This is a genomic window from Pedobacter sp. V48 (assembly GCF_000523515.1).
Lineage (GTDB): Bacteria > Bacteroidota > Bacteroidia > Sphingobacteriales > Sphingobacteriaceae > Pedobacter.
This window is the reverse complement of sequence record NZ_AWRU01000014.1, coordinates 1-26,107: the sequence shown is the minus strand read 5'-3', so window position 1 is coordinate 26,107 and position 26,107 is coordinate 1. Positions and strand designations below refer to the sequence as shown.

General features: G+C 39.1%; 29 protein-coding genes and 2 pseudogenes. 23 read left to right on the top strand and 8 right to left on the bottom strand.

The features are described 5' to 3' along the window. Window positions 1-202: 202 nt before the first annotated feature. From N824_RS14200 to N824_RS14180, 5 genes are all read left to right on the top strand, one after another. Window positions 203-556: a LytTR family DNA-binding domain-containing protein gene (locus tag N824_RS14200; protein ID WP_052334145.1), complete on the top strand. Its 354-nt coding sequence runs from the start codon at window positions 203-205 to the stop codon at window positions 554-556. A gap of 82 nt (window positions 557-638) precedes the next feature. Continuing rightward, window positions 639-1,007, top strand: a complete 369-nt coding sequence (locus N824_RS14195) for a BlaI/MecI/CopY family transcriptional regulator (RefSeq protein ID WP_048905822.1) — start codon at window positions 639-641, stop codon at window positions 1,005-1,007. 4 nt (window positions 1,008-1,011) lie between these two features. Further along, a complete protein-coding gene (locus tag N824_RS14190; RefSeq protein WP_084498329.1) occupies window positions 1,012-2,145 on the top strand; it encodes an energy transducer TonB in 1,134 nt (377 codons plus the stop codon). A gap of 154 nt (window positions 2,146-2,299) precedes the next feature. Beyond that, window positions 2,300-4,615, top strand: a complete 2,316-nt coding sequence (locus N824_RS14185; protein ID WP_048905820.1) for an outer membrane beta-barrel family protein — start codon at window positions 2,300-2,302, stop codon at window positions 4,613-4,615. Between the two features lie 57 nt (window positions 4,616-4,672). Then, window positions 4,673-5,518, top strand: coding sequence for a hypothetical protein (locus N824_RS14180; protein WP_048905819.1), 846 nt, complete (start codon window positions 4,673-4,675; stop codon window positions 5,516-5,518). A gap of 44 nt (window positions 5,519-5,562) precedes the next feature. On the opposite strand, the gene N824_RS14175 is transcribed toward N824_RS14180, so the two are convergent. Together N824_RS14175 and N824_RS14170 are read right to left on the bottom strand one after the other, a co-directional pair. After that, a complete protein-coding gene (locus N824_RS14175) occupies window positions 5,563-6,306 on the bottom strand; it encodes a LytTR family DNA-binding domain-containing protein (RefSeq protein WP_048905818.1) in 744 nt (247 codons plus the stop codon). Then, window positions 6,303-7,385 carry a sensor histidine kinase gene (locus tag N824_RS14170; RefSeq protein WP_048905817.1) on the bottom strand — a complete coding sequence of 361 codons (1,083 nt, stop codon included), beginning with the start codon at window positions 7,383-7,385 and terminating at the stop codon, window positions 6,303-6,305. Before N824_RS14170 ends, N824_RS14175 begins: the two co-directional genes overlap by 4 nt. A 263-nt stretch (window positions 7,386-7,648) precedes the next feature. Here N824_RS14170 and N824_RS14165 point away from each other — a divergent pair, with 263 nt between their 5' ends. Both N824_RS14165 and N824_RS14160 read left to right on the top strand, forming a co-directional pair. Next, window positions 7,649-8,536 (top strand): VanZ family protein, encoded by an 888-nt coding sequence (locus N824_RS14165; protein WP_048905816.1) that lies wholly within the window; start codon window positions 7,649-7,651, stop codon window positions 8,534-8,536. Further along, window positions 8,533-11,322, top strand: a complete 2,790-nt coding sequence (locus N824_RS14160; RefSeq protein WP_048905815.1) for a TonB-dependent receptor — start codon at window positions 8,533-8,535, stop codon at window positions 11,320-11,322. Before N824_RS14165 ends, N824_RS14160 begins: the two co-directional genes overlap by 4 nt. Here the strand turns inward: N824_RS14160 and N824_RS14155 are convergent. From N824_RS14155 to N824_RS14145, 3 genes are all read right to left on the bottom strand, one after another. Then, window positions 11,319-11,999 (bottom strand): hypothetical protein, encoded by a 681-nt coding sequence (locus tag N824_RS14155; protein ID WP_048905814.1) that lies wholly within the window; start codon window positions 11,997-11,999, stop codon window positions 11,319-11,321. The two genes, N824_RS14160 and N824_RS14155, sit on opposite strands and share 4 nt — an antisense overlap. Before the next feature lie 12 nt (window positions 12,000-12,011). Beyond that, complete coding sequence (locus tag N824_RS14150; RefSeq protein ID WP_152542291.1) at window positions 12,012-12,524, bottom strand: hypothetical protein; 513 nt, start codon at window positions 12,522-12,524, stop codon at window positions 12,012-12,014. 123 nt (window positions 12,525-12,647) lie between these two features. Beyond that, window positions 12,648-12,998, bottom strand: coding sequence for a VOC family protein (locus N824_RS14145; RefSeq protein ID WP_048905812.1), 351 nt, complete (start codon window positions 12,996-12,998; stop codon window positions 12,648-12,650). A 130-nt stretch (window positions 12,999-13,128) separates the two neighbouring features. On the opposite strand from N824_RS14145, the gene N824_RS14140 reads away from it, so the two are divergent. From N824_RS14140 to N824_RS14130, 3 genes are read left to right on the top strand one after another with little or no spacing between them, the layout of a single operon-like run. Beyond that, window positions 13,129-14,424 (top strand): ankyrin repeat domain-containing protein, encoded by a 1,296-nt coding sequence (locus N824_RS14140; RefSeq protein ID WP_048905811.1) that lies wholly within the window; start codon window positions 13,129-13,131, stop codon window positions 14,422-14,424. A gap of 47 nt (window positions 14,425-14,471) precedes the next feature. Then, complete coding sequence (locus N824_RS14135) at window positions 14,472-14,993, top strand: GNAT family N-acetyltransferase (RefSeq protein ID WP_048905810.1); 522 nt, start codon at window positions 14,472-14,474, stop codon at window positions 14,991-14,993. Next, window positions 14,990-15,877, top strand: a complete 888-nt coding sequence (locus N824_RS14130; protein WP_048905809.1) for an aminoglycoside 6-adenylyltransferase — start codon at window positions 14,990-14,992, stop codon at window positions 15,875-15,877. The genes N824_RS14135 and N824_RS14130 overlap by 4 nt, the downstream gene beginning before the upstream one ends. A 401-nt stretch (window positions 15,878-16,278) precedes the next feature. Here the strand turns inward: N824_RS14130 and N824_RS31345 are convergent, their stop codons facing one another. Together N824_RS31345 and N824_RS14125 are read right to left on the bottom strand one after the other, a co-directional pair. Further along, window positions 16,279-16,446 carry a hypothetical protein gene (locus N824_RS31345; protein WP_161662321.1) on the bottom strand — a complete coding sequence of 56 codons (168 nt, stop codon included), beginning with the start codon at window positions 16,444-16,446 and terminating at the stop codon, window positions 16,279-16,281. Between the two features lie 25 nt (window positions 16,447-16,471). Next, window positions 16,472-17,170, bottom strand: a complete 699-nt coding sequence (locus N824_RS14125) for a hypothetical protein (protein WP_152542289.1) — start codon at window positions 17,168-17,170, stop codon at window positions 16,472-16,474. Between the two features lie 272 nt (window positions 17,171-17,442). Between N824_RS14125 and N824_RS14120 the strand changes: the two genes are divergently transcribed. The 6 genes and pseudogenes from N824_RS14120 to N824_RS14095 all read left to right on the top strand — a co-directional run bounded on the left by N824_RS14120 (window position 17,443) and on the right by N824_RS14095 (window position 22,269). After that, a complete protein-coding gene (locus tag N824_RS14120; RefSeq protein ID WP_048905807.1) occupies window positions 17,443-18,036 on the top strand; it encodes a dihydrofolate reductase family protein in 594 nt (197 codons plus the stop codon). Window positions 18,037-18,494: 458 nt separating this feature from the next. Then, window positions 18,495-18,932: pseudogene (locus N824_RS14115) on the top strand (GNAT family N-acetyltransferase). Window positions 18,933-19,061: 129 nt separating this feature from the next. After that, window positions 19,062-20,024 carry a hypothetical protein gene (locus tag N824_RS14110; RefSeq protein WP_048905806.1) on the top strand — a complete coding sequence of 321 codons (963 nt, stop codon included), beginning with the start codon at window positions 19,062-19,064 and terminating at the stop codon, window positions 20,022-20,024. A gap of 135 nt (window positions 20,025-20,159) precedes the next feature. Further along, window positions 20,160-20,690 (top strand): GNAT family N-acetyltransferase, encoded by a 531-nt coding sequence (locus N824_RS14105; protein WP_084498327.1) that lies wholly within the window; start codon window positions 20,160-20,162, stop codon window positions 20,688-20,690. Next, the gene (locus N824_RS14100; protein ID WP_152542287.1) at window positions 20,677-21,105 is read left to right on the top strand and encodes a hypothetical protein; all 429 of its coding nucleotides are present in this window, start codon (window positions 20,677-20,679) and stop codon (window positions 21,103-21,105) included. The genes N824_RS14105 and N824_RS14100 overlap by 14 nt, the downstream gene beginning before the upstream one ends. 57 nt (window positions 21,106-21,162) lie before the next feature. Beyond that, a complete protein-coding gene (locus N824_RS14095) occupies window positions 21,163-22,269 on the top strand; it encodes an acyltransferase (RefSeq protein WP_084498335.1) in 1,107 nt (368 codons plus the stop codon). Window positions 22,270-22,286: 17 nt separating this feature from the next. On the opposite strand, the gene N824_RS14090 is transcribed toward N824_RS14095, so the two are convergent. Beyond that, window positions 22,287-22,715: a DUF6194 family protein gene (locus tag N824_RS14090; RefSeq protein ID WP_048905803.1), complete on the bottom strand. Its 429-nt coding sequence runs from the start codon at window positions 22,713-22,715 to the stop codon at window positions 22,287-22,289. 125 nt (window positions 22,716-22,840) lie between these two features. On the opposite strand from N824_RS14090, the gene N824_RS14085 reads away from it, so the two are divergent. The 7 genes and pseudogenes from N824_RS14085 to N824_RS14065 all read left to right on the top strand — a co-directional run. After that, the gene (locus N824_RS14085) at window positions 22,841-23,167 is read left to right on the top strand and encodes a helix-turn-helix domain-containing protein (protein WP_048905802.1); all 327 of its coding nucleotides are present in this window, start codon (window positions 22,841-22,843) and stop codon (window positions 23,165-23,167) included. 329 nt (window positions 23,168-23,496) lie between these two features. Then, window positions 23,497-23,775: a hypothetical protein gene (locus N824_RS14080; RefSeq protein WP_048905801.1), complete on the top strand. Its 279-nt coding sequence runs from the start codon at window positions 23,497-23,499 to the stop codon at window positions 23,773-23,775. Window positions 23,776-23,802: 27 nt separating this feature from the next. Further along, window positions 23,803-24,246 carry a hypothetical protein gene (locus tag N824_RS14075; protein WP_048905800.1) on the top strand — a complete coding sequence of 148 codons (444 nt, stop codon included), beginning with the start codon at window positions 23,803-23,805 and terminating at the stop codon, window positions 24,244-24,246. An 80-nt stretch (window positions 24,247-24,326) separates the two neighbouring features. Beyond that, complete coding sequence (locus N824_RS31340) at window positions 24,327-24,497, top strand: hypothetical protein (protein WP_161662320.1); 171 nt, start codon at window positions 24,327-24,329, stop codon at window positions 24,495-24,497. Window positions 24,498-24,509: 12 nt separating this feature from the next. Next, a pseudogene (locus tag N824_RS38485) lies at window positions 24,510-24,680 on the top strand (chorismate mutase); the annotation flags it as partial. Window positions 24,681-24,847: 167 nt separating this feature from the next. Next, window positions 24,848-25,606 carry an ABC transporter ATP-binding protein gene (locus N824_RS14070; protein WP_048905799.1) on the top strand — a complete coding sequence of 253 codons (759 nt, stop codon included), beginning with the start codon at window positions 24,848-24,850 and terminating at the stop codon, window positions 25,604-25,606. 1 nt (window position 25,607) lies between these two features. Beyond that, window positions 25,608-26,107 (top strand): ABC transporter permease (locus N824_RS14065; protein ID WP_304412534.1); only part of this gene is annotated, 500 nt, incomplete at its 3' end.

Genomic DNA, 26,107 nt, shown 5'->3' with positions numbered 1-26,107 from the left:
TTTTTTTATCCAAATTACTAAAAAAGGGTGGAATGCTAAAGTTCCATTTGACAACTATTGTGATCATAAGGAAGGTGGATCCAGATAAAGCCATTACTTAGAAGAGAAAGGACGATATCTCAAACCCATAGATAAAGGAAGGCTTGATAAAGCGATCAAAAAGGCCGAAACTTATCAAAGCCTGCTTTCAGGCAATCCAGAAATGAACACATTTGAAGGTAATACGGCAGACTTCTTATTAATCAAATCAGATAGAAGATTTCACAGGATCAAATTCGATAATATCAGATTTGTTGAAGGACTGAAGGACTACGTGGTAATCCATCTGGGTGACCAAAAGTTGATTACTGTCATGAACTTGAAAACCTTCCATCAAAAAATTCCTCATGATATCTTTTTGCGCGTAAGTAAATCCTATGTGGTAAACAGGAATTACATAGAATCTTTTGACCACCATACTATTTACTTGGGTACAAATGAATTGCCAATAGGAGAGGTTTACAAAAAGGACTTTTTCACGATATATTCAGGAGGCTCTATCTCCCCTGAAATTTGATTCAACAAAAAGGTTGTGTAAAATAATTCTTTAGTTGCAGTAACTAATTTTTTAGCTGATATTTGATCATAAAAAATCGTCGATGGATATAAAAGATCTGACTAAAGTTGAAAGCCAGTTGATGCAGGTGCTTTGGAAATTAGAAAGGGCATTTGTTAAAGAAATTATCAATGAGTTGCCTGAGCCCAAGCCAGCTTATAGCACCGTTTCTACAATTATCAGAATTTTAGAAAATAAGGGCGTAATTGGTTACGAGGCCTTCGGCAAAACCCATCGTTATTATCCGCTTATTACAAGGGAAGAATACATGCGCCACGAAGCTGATAAATTTCTGGGCAGTTATTTTTCAAATTCTGTACAGGATATGTTCTCGTTTTTCGTTCGTGAAAAAAAAATAGACCTAAAGGATGCAGAACAATTGTTAAGAATGATTGATAAAATTAAAGACTAAATATATGGAAGCCCAGCTTTACTTTTTCTGGTCGAGCATTTTGCTGATCATATTTTACTTCTTTTATCTTCTGTTGCTCAAATACGAAACGTTTTTTCTGTTAAATAGAATCTACTTGCTATCTGCACTTTGTTTGTCGATGACGCTTCCATTGCTGGATCTTTCCAACTTAATTGCATTGCCAAAAATTGAATTGATGGTTTCAACGCTATCGGTCATTGGCAGCGGAAAACTCGTAATTGCAGCCGAACAGGAATTTAATTGGTTGTCTATCGTTTACTGGATTGGTGTAGCCTTTACCTCGGGTTTATTATTGATGAAACTTTTTGGTGTAAAAAGGCAAATGGGATTACCAGAAAAAGGTCGGGCTTTTTCGTTTTGGAGAACAAAAGTGATCGATCAGGATCTTGATAATTTTGCGGAGATTGATGCGCATGAAAGTATACATGTAAAACAGCTTCATACACTAGACATGCTCCTGGTTGAACTTACCGGGGTGGTTTTTTGGTTTAATCCATTGATTTATTGCTACCGGAAGAGCCTAAAGTTTATTCATGAATACCTGGCCGATGAATATGCGGCAAACTTTGCAGGGAGTAAAAAAAAATACGCGATGGTACTATTTTTACAGAATTTTAAAGCTGGACCCGTTTTAGCGAATACGTTTTATAATCCTTCATTATTGGAAGCGCGGATCAAGATGCTGCAACGTAAAAAATCTAATACCTATCGTTTATTGAAATATGTTTTGTGCATACCATTGATTGTTTTGGTAGCAGTGTTGTGTTCTTTTAATACTTCTGACTTTGGTAGTTACGGCACAATTAAAATTGATCAGGCGGCTAGATTCCCAGGTGGATTTGAAAGTTTCAGTAAATATTTGATTAAAACCGCGAGAAAAGTTTCCAATAAAGATGGAAGGGTTATGGTCAGTTTCGTCGTAGAAACAGATGGAGAAATTACGAACGGAAAAGTTGAAAATGGTTTAGATGAAGCAAGCGATAGAGAAGCTTTACGGGTAATACAATTAAGTCCGAGATGGAAGGCTGCTTTACAGAACGGAAAAAAAGTACGTTCGGCTTATCAAATAGGAATAAATTTTAGATCTGATAATCAGATAAATAGAAAATATAATTAAGTATTTAGTTGGTACAGCTAATACATTAGTTGTATGACTAAATTATTAGTTATATGTTTGGGTTATTCAAATTAACCCAAACATTATGCTTTATTTAATTTTTAAATCTCCTCGATTTTATTACTGTTTAAGTTTTGTTTTGCTCTTCAGCACAATGATTCTTAACGCCCAACAAAAAACCGGCAAAATTAGTGGTGATGTAGTGGATGAAAATAGCGCTGCACTTCCATTTGTGCAGGTGATTTTAAAAAACAGTCGAGATTCCAGCACTGTTAAAGCGGTGCTTGCTGATGACAAAGGACACTTTGCATTCGAGATCCCTGCAGGCAAATATTTGATCGAGCTCAAGATGATGGGTTATGGCATAGTTTATTCTAAAGTTTTCGATATTGCCAGTGCGCAAACTGAATCACTAGGCATCATACAACTTAAACCGGTTACAACACAATTGGCTGCGGTAAACATTTCTGCACCGCCTCCATTTGTAGAAAGAAGGGCTGATAAACTCATTGTTAACCTGAATGGATTGGGTTCCGGTGCGCCAATTATGGAAGTAATGAACCAGTTTCCCGGCGTAACCGTTACACCAGACGATCGGATTAGTCTGAACGGGAAATCGGTTGAGATTTATATCGACGGCAAAGCCACCGTACTTTCTGGCGAAGCATTAGCTGGCTTATTAAAAGGCATGTCTTCATCGGCTATTCAAAAAGTTGAACTCATTGCTCAACCGTCAGCTAAATACGATGCTGCGGGAAACGGTGCCATCATTAACATTATCCGTAAACGCAATTACAAAGTCGGATTAAATGGCAATATCTATGCTGGTGGAGGTAAAGGGGCATTTGGAAAAGCAAATGGGGGAATTAACCTTAATTACAAAAGAGCAATTTATAACCTGTTATTAAACCTGGACTACAATTACAACGATTATTTCTACAACATTTACATTGCTTCCACCTTTCTTAATGGTAATGGCACACCAATAGGTCACTCTGTCTCCGAGATCCAAAGCACAAGAACCAATGCCAATTATACACCCAACTTGGGTATAGATTTTTACCTTTCTAAACGCACTACCTTGTCTGCTTCAGTTAAACCGGGATTTCAAACCTTTGATCGGGATGGTTTTGCCAATATCAATAATACTAATCAGGTAGGAAATGACGTTTCGCAATCCAAATTTGTCAATCTGGTTGGTATTCGCGCAACTAATTTTTCCTCAGGATTGCGCTTACAACATCAATTTGATACTGTAGGACGTGAACTAACCACCGATTTAGATTATTACCGTTATGGGAACTATAACGATCAAGATAATCGAACCATCACTTTCAGTCCGTCTTCAGATCTGCCAAGTGTGATAGTGCAGAACCGTGTTTTTGATGTCTATGCATTCAAAATGGATTATACTCATCCATTAGGCAATGGTCGTCAATTAGAAATGGGTATGAAAACAAGTTATGTCAATTCCGGAAATTCTAATTTTTATCAGGATAGGAATGGTCAGCAAGCCGATTCATTCGATTATAAAGAAAGTATTTCTGCGCTCTTTTTAACTTATGGTCGTACTGGCCAAAAGTTTTCATACCAGTTAGGTATAAGAGGAGAGTATACGCATGGACAGAGTAGGAGCTACTTTCAACCATTTCCATCACTACATTTTGACTATAAACTAACTAAAAATCACAACCTTACGTTAAGCCTTAACAAAAGGGTAGAGCGTCCGGGCTACGAAAGTTTAAACCCGTTGGTTCGCATCATCAGCAGTAACAATTTGCAACAGGGAAATCCTGCACTTCTACCTGTAATTGCCTACAATACCGACTTGTGGTATGGCTATAAAAATGCATTTTTCTTTGGCCTTACTTACAGTTACAGTGCCAATGATTTTGTTAGTATCTCCGTCCCGCTAACCGACAGCGTTATTACTACATTGCCAGGTAATGCTGATTATTCTGATTATTTCACACTCCAAGCCATGTACGGTAAACAAGTTCTGCCTTGGTGGTATACGAGCTCCAATGCTATTTTATCGAAACGATCGTTTAAAGGTGAATTTAACAGTATTTTACTACAGAACGATGGCATTTTTAGTCTATCTGGAACTTCATATAACAGTTTCTCGTTAAGTAGTAAATTCTCGTTGATGTTTCTTTTTAATTACCAGGGTAAAAGCATAAGCCGCTCCATTACCAACCAAGCTTTTGCCTATTTAACGGCAGGTGTTCGGCAGCAGTTTTTAAATAAACGAGCCTCCGCCCAGCTCAGCATTGTTGATCTATTTAAATCATACCGAAATTTCTACCAACAAAACAGTGGTGCTGTACAACAATTATGGCGAAACCAGTTTGAAACCAGAATGGTAAAACTAAACCTCAGTTACAACTTTGGTGGTACAATAAAGAATACTAAGAAAAGTAATAGTGCAGAGGAAGAAAGGAAACGAAGTACCTTGAATGAAAATTAACAATGAGAGTAAACGGATATGTAACATTTATTATATTTGTATACTCATCTTAATCCTATGAAAAAGCTCTGCATATGGCTTATTGTAAGTCTGATTTCTGTTAATCTGTTTTCACAAACAAAAACTGTAAAACAGGATATTATTCAAAAACTCAACGGCGAAGAAATGAAAGGCACAGTTGTCAAGGTAACCGACAGCGATGTTACATTTATATATGACGGCGAAACTGCCGAATATGTCGTTAAAAAATCTGATATAGCTAAAATCGTGCACTCCAGTGGCAGAATTGAAGTGATCAGCCAACAGAGCCAGCCGTCACAGGACCGCCAAAAAGATCCTGTAAGCATGTCTGCCTCCCCAGCTGATCATCACAATAAAATAGCTGTCTTGCCATTCACTTATTTAATGGACAATCAACCTGGCGCAGATGCAATCGGTCTCAAGGCACAGGAAGACACTTATGGATTCCTTTCACAGCACTCTGCAGGATATACCATTTTAGATTCAAGAACAACCAATGCTATGTTGGCCAAAGCTGGGGTAACTAAAGACAAAATGATAAGTTTTACCATGAAAGAAATTTGTGATATCCTTGGTGTGGAGTATGTTGTTGATGGCATAGTTACACAAAACAAAGGATACCAGACCAGCTCTTCAAGTGAAAACTCAAATACCAAGGTGAAAAGGGATGGCGACAAAGATGTTAAAGGAGTCTCTTCTTATGGTTCATCTTCCAGCAATGCCGTTCAACGATACGATGTGGCCGTAAGTCTGCATATCTACATGGACAATAACGCCAGTATTTATAACCAGACCCATAAAGCTTTTTTAAGCAATACCGATGGTTCCTATAGTGGTCCATTGGAATATCTGCTCAAAAGGTGCCCACTTTACAGAAAATAAAAACTACTCAATAAACCAAACCCCTTAGAGTTTTGTTGCAGTTTTCAAATCCATTTCCCAACAAACTGAGCAAAAGCATCTTTGTGCTGGTCGCCAACGCTGATCATCATCTTGCCAATATGCACCGAGCTTTTGGTCATTGATGTGATCTTATCCAGCGAAACAATAAACGAACGATGCACACGCATGAAACGTTTCGGGGGTAATTTTTCTTCCAACGCCTTCAGACTGGTGCGCGACAAGGTTGCTTTCTCGGCGTTCTTCAGAGCAACCTTTACATAATCCTTCAAGCCTTCAATATATAGAATATCATCAAGGGCGATGCGTACAAGTTGATATTCCACCTTCAGAAACAGATAATTGCTGTCCGCACTTTCTGTTTCATTTGTCATGGGCGCTTGTGCGACAGGTCTGTTTAGCAATTCAGCGTAATTCAACGCCTTTTGAGCAGTTCGGTGGAACTCTTTGTAATTAAAGGGCTTTAGCAGATAATCCAAAGCATCTACCGTGTATCCCTCCAGGGCGAACTGATTGTACGCTGTAGTAAATATAATACGTGGCTTATCAAGACCTGTGTCCAGCACGCGTGCCAGCTCAATGCCGTTCAGATCGGGCATTTGTATGTCCAGAAATATGAGGTCAATCTTTTCAGTACGAATGGCTTTTAGGGCGTGCACAGCATTTGCGTATTTTCCTGCCAGTTTTAAAAAAGGCGTTTGTTCAATAAATTTGCACACCTGATTAAGTGCCAGGGGTTCGTCATCAACTGCGATGCAATTCAATATCATAACAGATCAAGAATTAAGTGAACAGTGTACTCGTTATTGGCATTAATCTCGCAAATCTCTAGTTTATGTTTATCTGGGTAAAGCAGCTCCAGCCTTCTGCGGGTATTGACCAAACCAATGCCGCCACTGGTATCTAAGCTAACACTATTATCCTTCATTATCGAATTTTTTACAGTAATATCCAGAATGCTGTCCCGTTGCTGGATCACGATTTCGATATGACTTTGCGCTGTTGCACTCACACCATGCTTAAAGGCATTCTCAAGGAACGGTAATAAAATCATTGGTGCCATGGGCATATCTTTTAAGTGCGGAGGAGTATCGATGATTACCTTCACCGCGTCGGTTAACCGCAATTGCATCAGACTTATGTAATCCTCTACAAAGGCAATTTCCTGGCTCAGCCGGGTTTGTCCCTGTTGGGTTTCGTAAAGCAAATACCTCATCATGCGCGAGAGCTGATGAATGGCCTCACCAGCCATATCCGCATCAACCTGGGTAAGCACATAAATATTGTTCAATGTATTAAAGAAGAAATGCGGGTTGATCTGAGCCTTAAGAAACGACAATTCTGAAGTTACTTTGTCTTTTTCCAGCTCAGCGTGTTTCTGCTTATCTTTCTGCCATTTGCCAATGGTGGCTAGACTGGTACTAATACCAAGCACCAGTACTGAAATAACCAGAGTAAACACTTGTAGTATATTTTCTCCCCGATGTGCCAATATCTGCCTCATCAAGCGTTTATGAAAAGCTTCGTCAAATAACCATTGATTAAAGTTAAGTGCTGGTTCACTCCAACCATCTAAAAGCACAATAACTATAATCACACCAATGATTATAGCAAAATAGTAGCCAGGATGATTTTTTAACAGAAACCTCGGTACCAATACAAAAGCATTGATATAAAATGCGATCACGAGCAGGCCAAGCGTGATTACCTGTTTTATCCAGAACGCGTAATGAATATCAATTCCTGAAAAAAATGGCAGATAAAAAAATATAGCTAACCCGAATACACTCCAAACCAGGAAATGTATCAATATGGTTATCAGCTTGCTTTTTGACAGTAGTAGTTTCATTTCATAAAACTGATTTCAGTATTTGTCCGGAACATAACAAAAACATGTGCAATATCACTTATTAACTGGCTTCCTGCAAATTCAAGCGCTAATGAGCCCTTTTGTGCCGACGAACAGTCATTTTTCATCCCTTAACGGGGCTTACTGTTTTTTTAAATAGATAAAATGTCTTTAGTCGAACAAAAAGAGACCTCTGTCTATAATCGGCTGGTCGCGGTATATTACATTTTAGGGTGTGTAAATAATGCTTTTGCTTTGTCTCTATGAAGAAGCATTTAATATCAACATTTATTCTTATCGCTTACAGTGCGATCCTGATCAAGGTAATGGTATTCAAGGATGTGCCCATGATTAGGATAGGCTCACTGATGATTTATTTTGGTGGATCGCAAACAGGCCCGGCCAATTTAGTGCCGTTCAAAACCATCTTGGTGTATCTGCTGGGTGAGAAGGGCTTGATAATCGGAGGCATTAATCTTATCGGAAATATTATTTTACTAGTACCAGTAGGATTGCTTGGGTCTTTGGCCTTTCCGAATATCACATGGAAAAAAATGCTTGCGCTTGCAGTCGCCGCCGGCTTTGCTATCGAGGGATTGCAGGTAATATTGAGCGTAGGCATTTTTGATATTGATGATGTTATATTAAATGGACTCGGCGTTATGATAGGTTATTGGGCATTTACCGTTCTGGCAAAGAAGTTGAGTCTGATGGAGCCTAAAAGTATTAAGATTGCGGCAGTTGTACTGATGGGTGTTATTGCCGGAACTGCTTGTTATGGCCTGGTTATTTATCAGAAGGGCCAGTTTCCGGTGCGTTTCGAACCTGGTCCAGAGAGTGGTCGGTCTGATCATGCTGATAAGAGCCAAGGTGGAATTCCTCAAGGCAACGACCCCTGTGGTGGCACAGGTGGCCTAGGAGAGATCGTAAGTACTGGAAATCACGCCATTATTATTCAACGGAGCGACGGCGGAAAAGTAATTATTAAGCTTACCAACCGGACAACCATCAGAAACTCAGCTGGTACCATATTAGCGTCCGATTTGAAAATCGGTAACAGGGTAACAATAGTCACATACGAATCGGATCCAGACGGTAATAAAATTGCAACAGCTGTTTTGGTTTGTAACGCATCAAATCAAGGATCATGAAACTTCTACATTTTCTTTCAGCTGCTGCGTTGTTTTTCAGCATGCACGTTTGCGCACAAACCGGCAGGCAGGTAACTGGTTTGGTAAAGGATTCTACAGGAGCAACACTGCCCTGGGCGACAGTTAAATTACTGGCAGACAAAGACAGTTCAGTTGTGGCTACTAATTCGAGCGGCAGGTTTACTTTCTCTTCGGTATCAGGTAATCAGTTCAGCCTGGTGGTTTCTTCTTTAGGTTATCAGGGTGTTAAACGGCGATATAATCTTGCTCCTGGCGGTAATGCAGCTGAATTAGATCCAATCATCTTAAAAAGTGATCCCATTACACTTCAAGGTGTTACAGTCACTAATGCTAATGCAATCAAAATAAAGGAGGATACCATTGAATACAATGCGGCAGCATACAAAGTGCGCGAAGGTGCAGTAATAGAAGACGCTATCAAGAAAATGCCTGGTTTGGAAATAAGTAATGATGGTAACATCACCGCACAGGGTAAACAAGTAAATAAAGTACGACTCAATGGAAAAGATTATATGGCGGGTGATGTCAAAAGCCTTACCCGCAACTTGCCTGCAAATCTGGTGCAGAATGTACAGATCATAAACGACTACGGCGATCAGGCCAATATTACGGGCATAAAAATCGGTGATCCACAAAAGGTGTTAAACATCAATATCAAGAAAGATAAAGATCATGGCTACTTTGGACAGGGAACTGTGGGCATTGGTCGCGATGCTATTCAGGAAAGAGATGGAACAAAAAATGGTCGTCGCTATGTCGCTTCAACAAATGTATTTAATTTCCAGGGCAAGCGCCAGATAACCCTCTCAGCTGACTTCAACAATACTAATACAAGCCTGTTTACCTTTACCGGCGGAGACCGTCCGAACGTGTTTGGTCCCGATCCAAAGGGTATTACTAACGCACGTTCATTAGGCTTTAACTATCGTGATGATTGGAGCAAAAAGGTAAAAGTTTACGGAAGCTATAGTCTTGCCGATAACTCGGTATACACCACTTCAAAAACGGTACAAAATAACATATCAGGGCAGTTATCCTCAATCCAGAACAGCAATAGCACCGAGAATGCCCAGAATCTTAACCACCGTTTTAAATTCAATATAGAATACAAACCCGATACAACGAACTACTTTAAGTTCATTCCAACGTTTTCTTACAGCGGAGTGGATATCGATCAAACTTTTGGAAGTAAGCTACAAGCCCAAAATGTCGACAATACTTTAATTTCAGATTATACAAGACGTCTATTGTCTCACGCTGAGGCGCCAAACTTTGGCATCAGCGCATTGTACAATCATCGGTTCCAGAAGCATGGGCGCAATTTTAGTGTATTGTTAGCCAGCGGCACAACAACAAATAAGCAGTACCAGAATCCTGTCTACAATTATCTTGCAGGCAATGCCAATGCGCCTGTGAATCAGATGATCAATACCAACAGCCGTACCGACAGTTCCGGTCTTTCATTGTCATACCTGGAGCCGATCGGTAAAAAATCATACCTGGAGTTCAGTTACCAGTACCACAACTCACAAACAGGGGCCGACAGGCTTACCGACACGGTTACTAATGCTGGCGATATTAATCGCGATCCGGACTTGAGTAATGACTACAATTTTAATTTCATTACCAATAATTTTAGGGTAAACTACCAGGTAATTGACCAGAAATACAATTTTACATTAGGTTTGGCAGCGCAACCAACCCTGCTGAAAGGCTCATCGTCAGTCACCTTCCGTACACACAAAACCATATATAACTTCTCACCCGTGCTGCATTATGTCTATAACTTCTCCGAGCTTCAGGCATTGGCTTTTGACTACCAGGGAGCGAGCAATTCACCAGCTTATCATCAATTACAGCCGGTTATTGACTTTTCCGAGTCCAGCTACCCGATGCAAGGTAATCCAGATCTGCTGCCTGAATACAACAACAGTTTTCAGGTCAGGTATAACAAATTCGGCGACGGAACGGGGAAAACGTTTTTTGTGAATCTAAGTTTTACTCAAACTGACCGCAAGATTGTAGCGCACACCGTTACTTATCCCCGCAATTATACAGCAGATCCACGACTTGCCGGGGCAATATTAACGAAATATCAAAATGCTTCGGGGTTTTATAATGCTACAGCCTATTATGCGTTTGCCAAGCCTTGGGCCAAACGCAAATACAGTTTATTCTTTAATGGCAAAGTCACTTATAACAACAATATTTCTTACCTCACTAATGTTCTCGATTCACTCGGTATTAATCAAACTATTCAAAAGAATATGGCTAAAAATCTGGCACTTTCCCAAGGAGTACGTTTCAGAGTGGATATTCCCGACGTTTTAGATGCAGAGGCGAATGCCAATTACAGTATTAATCGCTCTAAAAATTCTGTCGCAGATGCATATAGTGATAATAATTTTCAAACCATCACCCTTGGCACCAATGGCAACCTCTATTTCTTCAAAAGCTGGACGCTAAATTATAACTACAGTAAGGCGATTTATGAAGGTTATAATGGCGCTACCAACCCAAATGTCTTGAATACTTACATAGAGCGACGCTTTCTAAAGAATAATGTGGGCACCCTGCGCTTTTCCGTGTACGACGCGTTTAACGAGAATACAGGTTTTACCTCAACGCAAAATGCATATGCCATTACGCAAAGTAACGTGAACCGGTTAGGACGCTATTACCTGCTCACCTTTACGCTGAGATTGCAAAAGTTTGCAGGTCGTCCTCCCAGAGGCATGCCAGGTGGCGCGGGTGGGGGTGGTTAACGTCCCCCCAGTGGTTTTACTAAATTTAAAATCCTCTCATTACCAGCTTTTGCTGTTTTCGAATCATACTCGATGCTCTCCGTGATTAAATCGGAATCATAAGCGACTCTGGCTTTTCCTTCAGGTACAAAAATGCCCGTCCCACCTTTGCTGTTATCAATGTTTATTATACCGATAGTATAATTTTTAATGTTGTTGCCTTCCTTTATACCCGAAATTATAGTAGCAAATATGGCCGAGTAAGAGCCATAAGTAGATTTAACCTTCCCATAAATGGTAAAATTATTTCCCGAACCAGATATCGCAGTTACAATACTTGTATCTCTTAAAGTTAATACGTGCTCGCCAATTAAGCTTATACCAAAATCATCATTGTGCTGGTCAAAAAATTTTACTTTTGAACTCAGAAATGCATTACCGGGTTTGTCTCCTAGTATGTTCGATACTCTTAGAATTAATGGAGATACATAAAATGCGCCTTCCATATTAGGTGGCGTTGTACCTTCGTTTACAGGAAAATTTAATGTTTTCAGGGTATCTAAGTATTGCTGTGGAATCACATCCTCAATCTTATTTTTAAGAATTTCTTCGTTTGATGGTCCATCTTTACCCTTTTTACAGGAAGCAAGATAAGAGATGCTTATTATTGCCAATATCAAAATTGAAGTATTTTTCATCAGTATTGTCTATTACTTTTTAATTTTAATTGATATTTGGCCGTCTTCTAAGGCTTCAATATTTTTTTCAGTAAATATGTCAGGATTGGTTTTTTGTAAGGCGATCAGCAAATCTTCTGTTGTACCACTATGTTCCAAACTAATGATTGAACCGGATGTATTAAATTTCATTTTTGAACTGAGCACACCTTTAGTATTCTCTGCTTTTTCATTTATGCTTTTTAGAGTGGCAAAATCTACACCGCTAATATTTACAGTAGTTTTGGTTTCAGCTACAACTTCTTCGGCACTTTTCTTTTTGCCAAAGAAGCTACTGAGTTTACCACCGGTTTTTCCGGCTCTGTCAGCTTGTTTCCCCGCTTTATCAGCCTTATCAAGCGTGCGGTCTATTTTGTCTAAAATGCCTTGTGCATTTGAAGATGCTACACCAAGTAATATCATGGTGAAACAGATAATTCCAAATTTTTTCATAACGGTAATTTTTAAGATGTACCCAAAGTGACTAATTATTGCTTTTTCAAACAATAGATGGATATTTGTATTTTTTTCTACTGGTTTACCCGTACTTTTATCACTAGGTTATCTTACAAGAGTAGGCCTTTGGCGTTATTATAAACTGATGGCTAACAGTTCAGTAATTTCCATAATTTATATGTGGCCCAAAATATTAACTAATTTGTTAAAAGGGTCGCGTACAAAAAATCTACGAACACCCCATGGCTCATCAACCGGACCATATTCAATTGATATTCCAAAATCTTTCATTCGGTTAAGCGCCTCATCAATATCATCAACCTCTATAGATAAATCAGGTACGGGTGTGCCGGAACCACCCTCAGTCGCAAAACTGATCTGAATTGCTTGGTGCTCATTAGACCCGTAGGTCTTAATCCAACCATGATCCATCAATAAATCAAGTCCAAGTATAACTTGATAGAATTGTTTGGCCGCATCTATATTTTGTGCGGATATGTCTATAACGATTCTTTTAACTTTCATAGATTAACATTGACTGCAAATAAAAGAAAATAATAAGCACATGTTTGTAAAATTTCTGAGTTTACAGGTAAGAAAAGCACTTCAGAGTAAATACGAATAATGTTTATCTTTATTTCAAAAGCTACCTTTTATGAACACAGTGGATGCCTTTATTAAAGCCAGTGTATGGTATGGTTCAACAGACGAAGCCGAAGCCCTGCTTGCTTCTTCTCCCGACATTGCCGAAAACAGCATATACACGGCTGCATTGCTTGGAAATGACATCGCCATAAAACATTTTTTGGCTCAAGATCCTTCTCTTGCTGCTGCTAAAGGAGGAACGCTAGGATGGGATGCGTTAACTTATCTCTGTTTTTCTCGTTTTTTGAATAGTCTCCCTCCAGCATCTTTTGTTTCCGCTGCTCAAACATTGATCAGTGCCGGAGCTGATGTAAATACAGGCTTCTTTGATGATCTGCACACACCTCACACAGAGTGGGAAAGTGTTCTTTACGGCGCTTCTGGGGTAGCATTCCATCCGGAATTGACCCGGTTGCTGCTCAATAACGGCGCAAATCCTAACGACAATGAAGTACCTTATCATTCACCCGAAAGTTACGACAACCGCGCCTTCCAGCTATTGCTAGATAGTGGTAAGATGACTGCAGATTCCATGGCTACTATGTTGCTGCGTAAGTGTGATATACATGATACCGAAGGCATCCGCCTGGTGCTGCAGAGTGGGGCAGATCCTAATCGTTTAACACTCTGGGGCGTTACAGCACTGCACCAGGCGATTTTACGCGACAATCAGTTACAAAACATATTGATGATACTGGAACATGGTGCTAATCCTGGATTGCAAAGCCAGAAGGACGGCAGATCTGCCATAGTAATGGCAGCGCAAAGGGGCAGGGCAGACGTTTTGCAATTGTTCCGGGATTATGGATTTGACATATCCTTGCAAGGAATGGACGAACTGGCCAGAGCTTGTGCGATGGATGAATCTGCAATCGGAATTTTATCGACCGAGTATGGAGGTATGTTACTTGGTGGGTTTGCTGGAAATAACAATGCGGCAGGAATAGGCAGAATTTTGGCCTTGGATATTCAGGTAGATACGCCTTATGTAAGTGGAGATGGTTATTTCGGAATTCCGAAAAATAGTTCTGCATTGCAGATTGCAGCTTGGCGTGGAGCTCATGATGCAGTAAAAAAGCTCATCAATAGCGGAGCCGACGTAGACGCGAAAGATACAAACGGAAATGCACCATTATTGCTCGCCATACGTGCCTGTACTGATTCCTATTGGATGGACGGTCGCAAACCTGATTCGATAGCAGCGTTGATTTCGGCCGGTGCAAAAACGGAAGGCATTATTCTGCCTACCGGATATGATGAGGCAGACCGCTTATTCGATATCGAGACTAACAATGATATCAGATAGTTTTATCTAGTTATTAGGTAAATTTGTAAACCAAAATAAATTAAATAATGGAATACATACAGGTTAAAAAGGCTACTATTGATGATTTAAGTGCAACTCAGCGCATTGGCAGAGAAACTTTCTTTGAAACATTTGCTGATAGCAACACCAAGGAGGATATGGAAAAGTATCTTGAAGACAGTTTTAATAATAGCCGGATGATAGCTGAATTAAGCAATCCAGATTCATTGTTCTACATTGCTTGGGAAGATGAGAACCCTGTTGGTTACCTAAAAGTAAATACCGGGACTGCACAAACAGAACAACAAGATCAAAAAGCTTTAGAAATTGAGCGCATATATGTTAAAAGCAGCCATCATGGTAAAAAGGTAGGTCAACTTCTTTATGAGAAAGCACTTGAAGTTGCTCAAGAACAGCATAATTCCTATTTATGGCTAGGTGTCTGGGAAAAAAATCCACGTGCAATAAGGTTCTACGAAAAGAATGGATTTATTGCTTTTGATAAGCATATATTCAAAATGGGTAACGACGAGCAGCTAGATATTATGATGAAGAAAGAATTGTTATGATAAGTAGAAGTAAACGCGAAATGATGCAATTGATTATTGATGTCGCTGCAAATAATCAAGACATAAGGGCAGTTCTGTTAAATGGTTCACAGGCCAATCCAAACGTTGCAAAGGATATCTTTCAGGATTACGACATCATATATGTGGTTAAAAGCCTCTCTCCATTTCTTCAGGATCATACGTGGATTGATGTTTTTGGCGAAAGGATGATACTTCAAATGCCTGAGGACATGGAGCTTTATCCGCCAACACCTGAACTAGATGGGGCATTTTCCTATTTAATGCAATTTATGGACGGAAATCGGATTGACTTAACATTAATCCCGATTGAAAATCTACATCGTTTCCTGGATGATAGTCTTAGTAAGGTATTATTGAATAAAGATGATATGCTTAGTTTAGCTTCACTAGATCCGGCAAGTGATAAAAGTTACCTGGTAAATCGACCATCGGTTAGGGAATTTGGTGATTGTTGTAACGAGTTCTGGTATACCAATACAGGACTTGCAAAGGGTATTTGGCGAGAGCAGATTCCCCACGCTCAGTACTTATTCTATAATGTTATTCAATCTGCATTAATACAAATGATAGATTGGCACATTGGTTTCCGCTATCAATTTTCAGTAAATCCAGGCAAATATGGGAAGTTTTATAAAAAATATCTTGAGCCAGAACTTTACGCAGAATTACTTGAAACCTACCCAACTGGCGATGTTAATGAAGTATGGAATGCAGTGTTCGTTACTATTAAGCTTTTTCAAAAAATAGCACAAAATGTTGCGAGGCAACTTGGAGTAAGCTATCCTTTAAATGAGCATGAACACATCATCGAATATTTACAGCATGTTAAACAGTTGTCTAAAAATGCTCAGCGCATATATTAAAGCTGGTCTATTTATTGCATCGAGGGTGCTTCTTACGTTTTATTGTCGCTGTTTACAATTTGCAAAGCATTTTCTGGCTACATTGGTAGCTGGTTGTCGGGGCTTTTCAGCAGTTGCCCAATTAGCAATGGGAATACATTTTCACTATACTCTTTAACGCCACAAAGTTTAATCATAGTACCTACACAATGGTCATTGGTGATGACTGAACCTTTGTCTGCAGTGGTTATTATTTTAGGTAATGCATTATATATTTCTTTCGGTTTAATTGTAGTGATCGCATTTAGCGATCATTGCAACCCATTGCAAACGATTATTCTTACTGTCTAACAGATCAATCAATTACGAACAGAAATCGGCTATCATTTCCGGTTTCAATGTTCCAATCTCATAAATTACTTTTATGCAATCGTTCTGGATAACCCTGCTTTATGATATAGGTTCTCAACCAACTCTCTGACCGCTTCATAGTCGATGCTTTGTACAATAGCATTAGCCAGTTCCTGATCGGGTACTTCATCCCGTCTTCCCAATGAATGCGCTAACTTATCTATTATGTTGGTATTCATTATTTCTATTAATTCTAATGCTTACTTATGGACAGGTTGAAGCAATGTTTACGTTATCGGTAATTACGATCGGGCCTCCCTTGGTTTGCACAGTATATTTAGTGCTCATACCGATGACGCTACCATTTGCTGGAGACATGGTATAGGTGTATTCATAAACCGTCGCGTATTTATAGTCATAGTTGTTGATTTTTCGTACATAAATCATCTTTGAGGGAAGGTTAAACGAACTTGATCCTCTAAGTGTTACTGGAACGAAATTGCCGAGTATCGATTCATTGAAAAACTGGAATGACTGAGTTCTGGCATCTGTTTTAAAATTTGTATACTCAAAAATGTATTTACTATCCAAACGCTCATCGTCCTTAATTTCTACAAGCACATAATCCAGATTTCCACCAGCATAAAAAAATGTAGAGATGCTTCTGACAACTCCCTCATGTTCCAGCAAAATCTGCTTCATCCGACCATCAGAATCATAGGAAATTTTTTGAACATCCTTTGAGTCGATGGTAATAATGTTCACCGCACGACCATTGTCAAGAGCAATTTTATGAGCATCATTGCCACCAGAGCGGACAATCACTTCGTTTCCATTGTATTGGTAGGAAAAGGATTGGGACGATGTTATAACGTCAATGATTTGCTTGGCAGAATTGAAGCGCATAATAACGTCCTCCGTAAAATCTGTAATTATTGAAGAAATGTGGTGCGTTAATTTCATTTCACAGTCGACCTTCGCAGCCTTATCCTTTTTGCAGGAACTAAGCGTAAARRCWAWSMYMRGANWGAKCRWYRWGGCGTTAATTTTATTCATGCTTGAATTTACGAAATTGAAACCATTTTGAAAGAAAAATAAAATACTAAGGCACTAGTTTTTTTGACGCTATTCACCTCTAAGTTGTCGTTTTTACCCCGCATCAAACTCTGAAATGCATTCCATCTTTGTATTGTCAATAAAATACTTATTATCATAATTACTAAAAATCAAATAAAATGAGAAAAATAACAGTATTGTCAATGATTTCACTGGATGGTGTTATGCAAGCACCAGGTGGACCGGGAGAAGACACATCAGGTGGTTTCAAATATGGCGGCTGGACCGCATCTTATGGTGATGAGCTTTTTGGCAAGATCATTCAGGAAGAGTTGAAACCAGCAGAATATCTTCTAGGCAGAAAAACATACGACATCTTTGCTTCGTACTGGCCTGATCACGCTGACTTTTGGCCAGGTATTAATGATGGCACCAAATACGTCCTGTCGCAGACCATGGAAAAATCAGATTGGAAAAACTCCTTATTCCTCCACAATGTGGCAGATATTAAGAAACTCAAAAATTCAGAAGGTTCTGATATTCAGGTTTGGGGTAGTAGTGAGCTCGTTCAACTTTTGCTGGAGCATGATTTAGTAGATGAACTTCGTCTAAAAATTTATCCACTGACGCTTGGTAAAGGAAAAAAATTGTTTGACAGTGGGCCCATTCCAGCAGCATTTACATTAGTAGAGAGTTTGGCTACCTCAACCGGAGTAATTATTGCCAGCTACAAACGTGCCGGTGAAGTCCAGACAGGCACTGTCGGTGCTTAATATAATATTGAACTAGCAAATAGCACTTTTTAGCAGTTACCTGTTAGCCCTTGGATATTCTTTTTCTCTTCTGTTCTGTGTAAAACTGAAATCTTCATTCCCTGTAAATATGCGTTTATTGTCATCCAGGAAAAACAAGATGTGATCGTCGCCTTTTAGCGGATTAAGGGGCGCGACCACCTATCGGAAGTGAATGTAGTTTAATAGACTAACAGCGAAAAAAGTAGATGAATCTAACGAAGGCCTGTAATCCAGTTTTTAAAGTCTTTGCTCCTAATATAATAGACCTCCATTTGTGAAAACTCACTGACAAACACACCGTAAAATAAATCTGATAATGTTATGTGGTAAGGGTAGTGACAGGATTGGTGATCTCTTTAGTCTGTATCTTGATGTATGTAAAAAGAAGAAAAAAATAAATTGACTTTTGCATTGCTAAATAAATACCTTTAAAAGATATGGGGTTAATTTTAGAAACCGAAAGATTATTTTTTAGGAAAATCGATAACCAAGACATTGATGATCTATTTGAATTGGACTCCGACGCTGAAGTTCACAAATTTATTGAAAACAAACCTGTAAAATCCAAAGAACAAATTGTACAGGTGATTGAAATGTTTCAAAAACAATATAACGATAATGGAATTGCTCGTTGGGCCGTTGTCGAGAAACAGACAAATGAATGTATTGGCTGGGCAGGCTTAAAATACTTTAGAGAACCGCTAAACAATCATATAAACTTTTATGATTTGGGTTATAGGTTTAAGAAAAAGCACTGGGGAAGGGGTTATGCAACAGAATCATCAAAAGCAATTWYSSRATWTGNNKYTYTRAANNWWYMKASRKAKWAATTMAATTTKTNCNNTWWCTCNATMTNKAAAATAAAAGCTCAATAAAAGTTCTTGAAAAATTAGGGTTTGAACTTATTGAGGTCTTTGACTACGATGGGGACTTGACAAATTGGTTTGAATTATCACAAGTAAAATCAAACGATAATAGTAATCCGAAACGATAAAATTTTCTCGATGTTTAGATCATTCCTTCTTCTTTTAATACCTGTACTGTTATTTTCCTGCAATTACCCAGGTGAAGGAAGTTTAGGTGGCTGGGCCTCTATTACTTTTCCAATAGAGAAAGACAAATTTAAGTTAGCTGTCGAAAGCTTTAGAAATGCAAATCCCGAAAATGAAATTCCAGAACGATGGCAATATGATTCAGAACATTGGACTAGAGATGTTGCTGGCATAAAAGAAGGAGAGGTATTATATGATAAAAAAGATCAGGAACAAATGTTTTTCTTCTCTTATATACCAACTGACAACCAGAATAAAACAACAACTACAATCGCACTAAGGTCTGTTTTTCGCAATGGAACCTGGCATAGAAAAAAAGTATTGGATACCGCAGAACAGAAAAGAATTTCTAAGCAATTTTATGAGAAGGTTGTAGCAAAGCTGGAGTTAATTACAAATACCAAGTCCAGATCAGAAAAAGAAAAATATGAACAGCCTGATAATGATCATGAAGATGTGGGTAATAATTCAGATTTTGTTTTGACGGTTGCTACAGACAAGAATATTGAGGAAAAAAAAGAATTAAATATTAAAGAAAAGTCAGATAGCATTGGGGCGATACTAAAGCATGGCAAGTTTGATGTTTCCACTGTTAATGCGTTAGAAAGAATATGTCCAAATTCAGAAGATATAGCAATGCAATCCTTTACCACAACAGTCGAAGACTTGTTTTATACACACATGGCAAGCTTTACCAATTATTACATAGCTAACCCCAATTCCTGCCTCAAGGCAAAGTTAAAGCAAAGTATGGAAGAATATATGGCTGCCTATGAGGCAAAAGATAGGATGACAAAACATATTGAAAAAGAGAAGAGAATTCTAAAAAAAGCTGAACGAGAACACTTCTCTCCAAAGCAACTTACCTTTCTTCATACGCTTCTTAATAGCATCAATCTTAATTTGAAAAAATAACCATTGCCTTCCACCTTCTTCGCCAAGACATTCTTGTCTTCAGTTTTGAGAGCTGAAAATCCCGCATCTTTCTAATGGTTTTGTTAATCGAAACCTATTGATGTAATTATAGATATGCATTAACTTAGCAGAACTATGCCGACACAACAGACCGAAGAGAGAATTAAGTTTCTGAAAGAAAACATCGAACCATTGGAGAACAATACATATGGACCTACCAGGTGTGCAACAAATGCCGACTTGCCTAAGCTTGGCGAATTTCTGCAAATGTTGGTTGAGGCGGAGCGTCCTTTTAATCCTACCCTAAAGGATGGTGAAATCTTCTATTACGACCTTAAGACACTAATAGAGGATGAACAAACAGTAGTTCTTGTGATTGAGTTTAATGCTGAAATCGTTGGTTGTGGTTACGCCCAAATCCGGTCAGCAAAAGCTTACGAACGTCATGAACTCTTTGGTTATCTTGGCTTCATGTTCGTAAAGCCCGAATTTAGAGGAAAAGGAATCAATAAGCTATTGATAAACGATCTTAAGCAATGGGTTTTATCAAAAGGAATAACTGAGCTGCGTCTTGATGTATACCACGACAATGATGCAGCTGTGAAGGCATATGAAAAAGTAGGTTTCAAGAAATTACTTACAACAATGCGTTGTGATATCAGCTGATCGTTTTGTTTTCAGCGTACAAAAACGAAGCTCTTCTTGTTGCATAGAAAAAATACGTGCTCAGCGTATTTGGGGGCGAGCTACAAATGGCAAGAGAAAAAAATCAAAAAGAATTGTAAAGAATATGATCGAGGAAATGCTGTTAAAATATGGATTGACTAATGAATCTAGTATTTTGTCTATGCTGGACGATTTCGGAGATGAGGGAGAGGTTAGAGAATATTGCTGGCAAGTATTGCGAACTTATCCTGATCTAAAAAAAGAAGATTGGATTATTGGAATCGAAGGGGGGGATTATATTTATAGTTTTAATGGCAACTACATTTTTATTACAGACGATATCTGGAGTTTCAACCTGATTGCTTGCCAGCCAGTATTGGATTTGCTCGTAGAAAAAATAAAAAGCTTAAGATAGCCAGTCTTATTATTAGCTTTTTTTTACAAATTGCGATTTCACACACAATGAATGAGAATTAACCTAAACGAGCTGGCCACCAAGCCGCACTATCCTATATTAGACGGCCTTCGCGGAATCGCAGCCATAATTGTTGTAACTTTCCATCTGGCCGAACCATTTTCAACAAGTAATTTAGACAAATTCGTCAATCACGGCTACCTGGCTGTCGACTTTTTCTTTCTATTATCCGGTTTCGTGATGGGCTATGCTTATGACGATCGGTGGCATAAAATGACAGTGGGCAGTTTTTTCAAACGCCGTATCATACGTCTTCAGCCAATGGTGATTTTGGGGATGACCCTCGGCGCTGTCGGATTCTATTTTACAGATTCTACGTTATGGCCGCTCATTCATACCATTCCTATCTGGAAGATGCTACTGGTACTGCTGATCGGTTATACCATCCTGCCCATACCATTATCGCTTGATATACGTGGCTGGCAGGAGATGCACCCAATGAATAGTGTAGGGTGGTCATTGTTTTTTGAATACATCGCCAATATTCTTTATGCCCTCTGGATCAGAAAATTTTCTAAAACAGCGCTAAGTATTTTAGTAGGCATCTCTGCTATTGCACTTGTACACCTGGCAATCACAAACGGAGACGTTAGTGGCGGCTGGACTCTGAATGTGGAACAGGTTCGTATCGGACTAACGCGTGTCATGTATCCTTTCTTTGCCGGTCTGTTGCTTTCGCGTGTAGCCAAGCCGACCCGTATTAAAAATGCCTTTTTATGGTGCAGTCTTTTAGTAGCAATAGTACTTTATATGCCGCGCATTGGCGGTGTTGGACAGGTTTGGATGAACGGAGTCTATGACTCTGTTTGCATTATCATCGTATTCCCACTTATCGTATACCTTGGTGCCAGTGGTCTGATGCAAAGTCAAAGAGAGAACAGGGTCTGCAAATTCTTAGGTGATATATCGTACCCCCTTTATATGGTACATTACCCGATTGTCTACTTTTACGTGGCCTGGATCAGTAATAACAAAGGGATAACGATAGCACAGGCTTGGCCTTATGCATTACTAATCTTAATAGGTAGCATTATTTTGGCATATGCCGCATTGAAATGGTATGATGAGCCGGTTCGCAAATGGTTGCGGAAAAAGCTTGCGTAGAATTGGATACGATTAAGCTAACCCTTATACCTTTTAACAGCTAAGTCATACGCTACATCAAGATAACTTTTTAATCCAGGCAAGCTATCCTTGTCTGGATTCACGATACATAACCAATACATTGATCCGTAAAATGGGTGAGGCATCACTATGTTCTCGGCCGTAAAATCTATACAGGAGGCTACATACGCGCCAATACCTTTCTTTAACGCTATACCCTCAAAAGAGCTGACAAACAAAGTCTTGTCAATACCAATATTTAGTCGAAAGAAACCCTCTCTATTCAACTGAGATATACTGTCAAAATCGTTGTCACTGGTAACTATAGTTGCAAATGGCATCATCTTCTCCTGATCGTACATAAAGAAAAGGTCACCACTTGCTTCTGTAATGTTTACTTTTTTAAAATTAGATAAGATATAAGCAGTAATTTCCTCAATGGTCATAATCAACGTGGTTGTAGTTAAATTGTAAATGTCTGCTACTAACCTTACATTTGCAAGTAGTTACCTCTTTGTACAATAGTAACAAAAAGTAAAGTTTTATTGATTTACAGTGTTTTAAATTTTCAATGCAGGAAGATAAAATTGAGATCTGTCCATGCCAGGAAGCGATGGATTTAATGTCGGGTAAATGGACCATGACGATCATCAATACATTGATGACCGGTAAAATGAGGTTTAAGGTACTGGAAAGATCAATCCCCGGTATAAATACACGTATGCTGGTAAAAGAGCTTAAACAATTGGAAAAAACAGGAGTTCTGATCAGAACCGCCTATGCAACAGTACCTCCGACTGTAGAGTATGTACTAAGTGAAAAAGGAATTTCATTGACACCTGTTCTTATTGCTGTGCAGGAATGGGCGTTAAAAAACATACATACCAACAATATTTAAATTATGTTGAGTTTAATTTCTTCAATTTGTTTAATATCTCTCGGTATAATGGCAAGGTATTCAACCAACAACGACGGCTGGAGTTCTGTCAAAAAGTACTCAAACTATCTTATTATCGGTGGGTTGCTTTTTTTAATCATCGGGGTATTGCGATTCCTTTAATATATATAAGTAATTAGCTGTTCCTTCTAGAGCTATAACTTCAATATTTTGAAACTCTTATCATCTTGACGCTAGGAGAACCGAGCCCTTCAGCGAGTTCAGCGCAGCTAAATTTAGTATATTTGATGAAAAGCCTTTTTATTAAATCCTGAAACAACCATACAAATATGTCTGCATATAGACGTCGCGATTTCTTAAAACTCTCTTCTTTATCTGCCTTGCCGCTTATTATGCCAATAAATACATTTGCTGTAGAAAAACCAAGGCCATCAATAGATAGTGAAGCAGTTTATTTTATTAACGATGGGATTTTTTACCGGCCAGAGGATTTTCTCAATAAGCTACAAGAGATAAATACTGCTAATCCAATCGAAAGAGATAATTATGCCGAGGGCGGGACCATCGAAAGGCTATGCATCTTGGACATCTTGGGGAAGTGGAAATGATATATTTGTACATTTGATTAAAAACCTATGAAACGACTCTCCAAATTTTACGGTATCTTATCGCTCCTTAGCATTAGTTTAAATCTTTTCGCTCAGGATTCGGGTAAATCCGTCAGGAAGATAGATACCACTATCATAAATTTAGACCATCCGTATTATGGCAACGTGAAACCTCCCAAATTTCCAGGAGGAGGGCACGACCTGCAAGGATATATCATCGATAAATTTCACTTTACCAAGAAGGAAATTGATAACGGTGTAAAAGGAGAGGTTGTGATCTGGATCTATATCGAGCGGGATGGAATTATTTCTCAAACAAGGTTTGATAAAAACACCTATTCAGATTATGGAGATCGGGCTCGTGGTATTCTTCTGCATGCTCCTAGATACATTCCAGGAACCAAAGACGGAAAAACGGCAAGATTCAAGACCAAACTGATCATGAAATTTGAGGCGCATCGGGGAACATAAACTTCCAGAGACTTCTAATGTTTGAAGCGTAATAACCAATTAAATAATCCGTTTTTTATTTATCAACCACATCGACAGGTATGATACACAAAAAAACTTTTATCGTTGGCTTATTAACCAGTCTTGGTGTATGTTCATACGCCTTTTCACAAACTAAAAGTAAGGCCGTAATTGGTACCGAATTAAGCAGTAGCCGTAAGAAAATAGATTCTTTAGATAAATTACTCATAGCGGTACTAGGCAGTCGTTAGCGTGTTGTCAGAGAAATTGGAATCTATAAGAAGAACAATAACATTCCACCACTACAAGCAGATCGTTTTAAACAAGCGCTAAATAAAACAATAACAGTGGGAACTAAACAAGGCCTGTCTCCTGAATTCATTACCGAAATAATGAATGCCCTACATAAGGAAAGCCTGCATTTAGAGCAATAAACACTTCATTCTTTTAACCCGTAACATCTCTTCTGCAAAATACTACCAGAGGTTACAGAAAACAACTATAAGTAGCGTGATTACAACTAAAACGCTCGCCGTTGTTGCTGAATTTGGCTATTAGGCCGATTACCTTTGCTATGCCAAAAAATTAAAAAGAAAAGTATATGCAAAACAACTCAATTCAAGTTAAAGGATTGCGAAAGTCCTATAAGCAGCTTCATGTTCTGAAGGGCGTAGATTTTGAAGTTGAAAAGGGCAGTATTTTTGCCCTACTCGGCTCCAATGGTACCGGCAAAACAACAATTGTCAAAATCCTGAGCACACTGCTCAAACAAGATAGCGGAAATGTAAGGGTAAATGGATTTGATGTTCTTTTAAAACCCGAAAGTGTACGGCAGTCAATCAGCCTTACGGGACAATTTGCAGCAATAGACGAGGTGTTAACCGGACGAGAAAATATTACTATGATTGCCAGACTGAGGCACCTTAGCAATCCGCGTCAGGTAGCTGATAATCTCCTTAAGCGGATCAACTTAACCGATGCGGCAGACCGCAGGGCTTCTACCTATTCCGGAGGCATGCGTCGCAGGCTCGACATTGCCATGAGCCTTGTGGGAAATCCGCCAATCATTTTCTTAGACGAGCCGACTACTGGACTTGATCCGGAGGCCAGAATTGAGTTTTGGAAGATCGTCAAAGAGCTTTCTGACGGCGGCACCACGGTATTCCTAACCACCCAGTATTTAGAGGAAGCAGAACAGCTTGCCGATAAAATTGCCATTCTTCATGAAGGCACAATCATCGTGAGCGGCAGCTTTGCTGAGCTTAAAAAGCTGTTCCCAGCCACACAAGTAGAATTTATTGAAAAACAGCCAACCTTGGAGGAGATATTTCTTTCAATTGTTGGTGAAAAAGAGAAATAAAATGGAAACCACTAAAAATTATTTTCTTGTAGACATGGGTGTTATGGTAGGACGTTCCATGCGTCACGTTTTCCGCAGTATGGATACCATCATCACCGTTACTATTATGCCCATTGCCATGATGCTGTTGTTCGTCTATGTGCTAGGGGGCGCCATTAAAACCGGCACAGATAACTATGTCAATTACCTATTGCCAGGCATTCTGTTAATTGCTGTCGCAAACAGTGTAGGCTATGTGTCTTACCGCTTGTTTCTCGATGTGCAACAGGGCATATTTGAGCGTTTCAACTCAATGCCCATTGCACGTTCGGTGGCCTTATGGGGGCATGTGCTAACCTCACTGGTATCCAACGTGATCTCAATTGCCGTAATTATTTTAGTTGCACTCCTAATGGGTTTCCGTTCGCCGGCCGGAGTCTTTGAGTGGCTTGCCGTGGCGGGKAYAMTKKCNGCWRTWTACGCTGGCACTTACGTGGATCGCTGCTATCGCCGGATTGTCGG

What these genes read in the sequence shown, in the direction of transcription:
- N824_RS14075 (WP_048905800.1), top strand. Translation starts at nt 23,803, where the DNA reads ATGAAACGACTCTCCAAATTTTACGGTATCTTATCGCTCCTTAGCATT.
- N824_RS14190 (WP_084498329.1), top strand. Translation starts at nt 1,012, where the DNA reads ATGGAAGCCCAGCTTTACTTTTTCTGGTCGAGCATTTTGCTGATCATA.
- N824_RS14180 (WP_048905819.1), top strand. Translation starts at nt 4,673, where the DNA reads ATGAAAAAGCTCTGCATATGGCTTATTGTAAGTCTGATTTCTGTTAAT.
- N824_RS14160 (WP_048905815.1), top strand. Translation starts at nt 8,533, where the DNA reads ATGAAACTTCTACATTTTCTTTCAGCTGCTGCGTTGTTTTTCAGCATG.
- N824_RS14185 (WP_048905820.1), top strand. Translation starts at nt 2,300, where the DNA reads ATGATTCTTAACGCCCAACAAAAAACCGGCAAAATTAGTGGTGATGTA.
- N824_RS14175 (WP_048905818.1), bottom strand. Translation starts at nt 6,306, where the DNA reads ATGATATTGAATTGCATCGCAGTTGATGACGAACCCCTGGCACTTAAT.
- N824_RS14155 (WP_048905814.1), bottom strand. Translation starts at nt 11,999, where the DNA reads ATGAAAAATACTTCAATTTTGATATTGGCAATAATAAGCATCTCTTAT.
- N824_RS14120 (WP_048905807.1), top strand. Translation starts at nt 17,443, where the DNA reads ATGAGAAAAATAACAGTATTGTCAATGATTTCACTGGATGGTGTTATG.
- N824_RS14165 (WP_048905816.1), top strand. Translation starts at nt 7,649, where the DNA reads ATGAAGAAGCATTTAATATCAACATTTATTCTTATCGCTTACAGTGCG.
- N824_RS14090 (WP_048905803.1), bottom strand. Translation starts at nt 22,715, where the DNA reads ATGACCATTGAGGAAATTACTGCTTATATCTTATCTAATTTTAAAAAA.
- N824_RS14200 (WP_052334145.1), top strand. Translation starts at nt 203, where the DNA reads ATGAACACATTTGAAGGTAATACGGCAGACTTCTTATTAATCAAATCA.
- N824_RS14140 (WP_048905811.1), top strand. Translation starts at nt 13,129, where the DNA reads ATGAACACAGTGGATGCCTTTATTAAAGCCAGTGTATGGTATGGTTCA.
- N824_RS14105 (WP_084498327.1), top strand. Translation starts at nt 20,160, where the DNA reads ATGCCGACACAACAGACCGAAGAGAGAATTAAGTTTCTGAAAGAAAAC.
- N824_RS14070 (WP_048905799.1), top strand. Translation starts at nt 24,848, where the DNA reads ATGCAAAACAACTCAATTCAAGTTAAAGGATTGCGAAAGTCCTATAAG.
- N824_RS14170 (WP_048905817.1), bottom strand. Translation starts at nt 7,385, where the DNA reads ATGAAACTACTACTGTCAAAAAGCAAGCTGATAACCATATTGATACAT.
- N824_RS14110 (WP_048905806.1), top strand. Translation starts at nt 19,062, where the DNA reads ATGTTTAGATCATTCCTTCTTCTTTTAATACCTGTACTGTTATTTTCC.
- N824_RS14145 (WP_048905812.1), bottom strand. Translation starts at nt 12,998, where the DNA reads ATGAAAGTTAAAAGAATCGTTATAGACATATCCGCACAAAATATAGAT.
- N824_RS14130 (WP_048905809.1), top strand. Translation starts at nt 14,990, where the DNA reads ATGATAAGTAGAAGTAAACGCGAAATGATGCAATTGATTATTGATGTC.
- N824_RS14080 (WP_048905801.1), top strand. Translation starts at nt 23,497, where the DNA reads ATGTCTGCATATAGACGTCGCGATTTCTTAAAACTCTCTTCTTTATCT.
- N824_RS14125 (WP_152542289.1), bottom strand. Translation starts at nt 17,170, where the DNA reads ATGAAATTAACGCACCACATTTCTTCAATAATTACAGATTTTACGGAG.
- N824_RS31345 (WP_161662321.1), bottom strand. Translation starts at nt 16,446, where the DNA reads ATGAATACCAACATAATAGATAAGTTAGCGCATTCATTGGGAAGACGG.
- N824_RS14135 (WP_048905810.1), top strand. Translation starts at nt 14,472, where the DNA reads ATGGAATACATACAGGTTAAAAAGGCTACTATTGATGATTTAAGTGCA.
- N824_RS31340 (WP_161662320.1), top strand. Translation starts at nt 24,327, where the DNA reads ATGATACACAAAAAAACTTTTATCGTTGGCTTATTAACCAGTCTTGGT.
- N824_RS14195 (WP_048905822.1), top strand. Translation starts at nt 639, where the DNA reads ATGGATATAAAAGATCTGACTAAAGTTGAAAGCCAGTTGATGCAGGTG.
- N824_RS14085 (WP_048905802.1), top strand. Translation starts at nt 22,841, where the DNA reads ATGCAGGAAGATAAAATTGAGATCTGTCCATGCCAGGAAGCGATGGAT.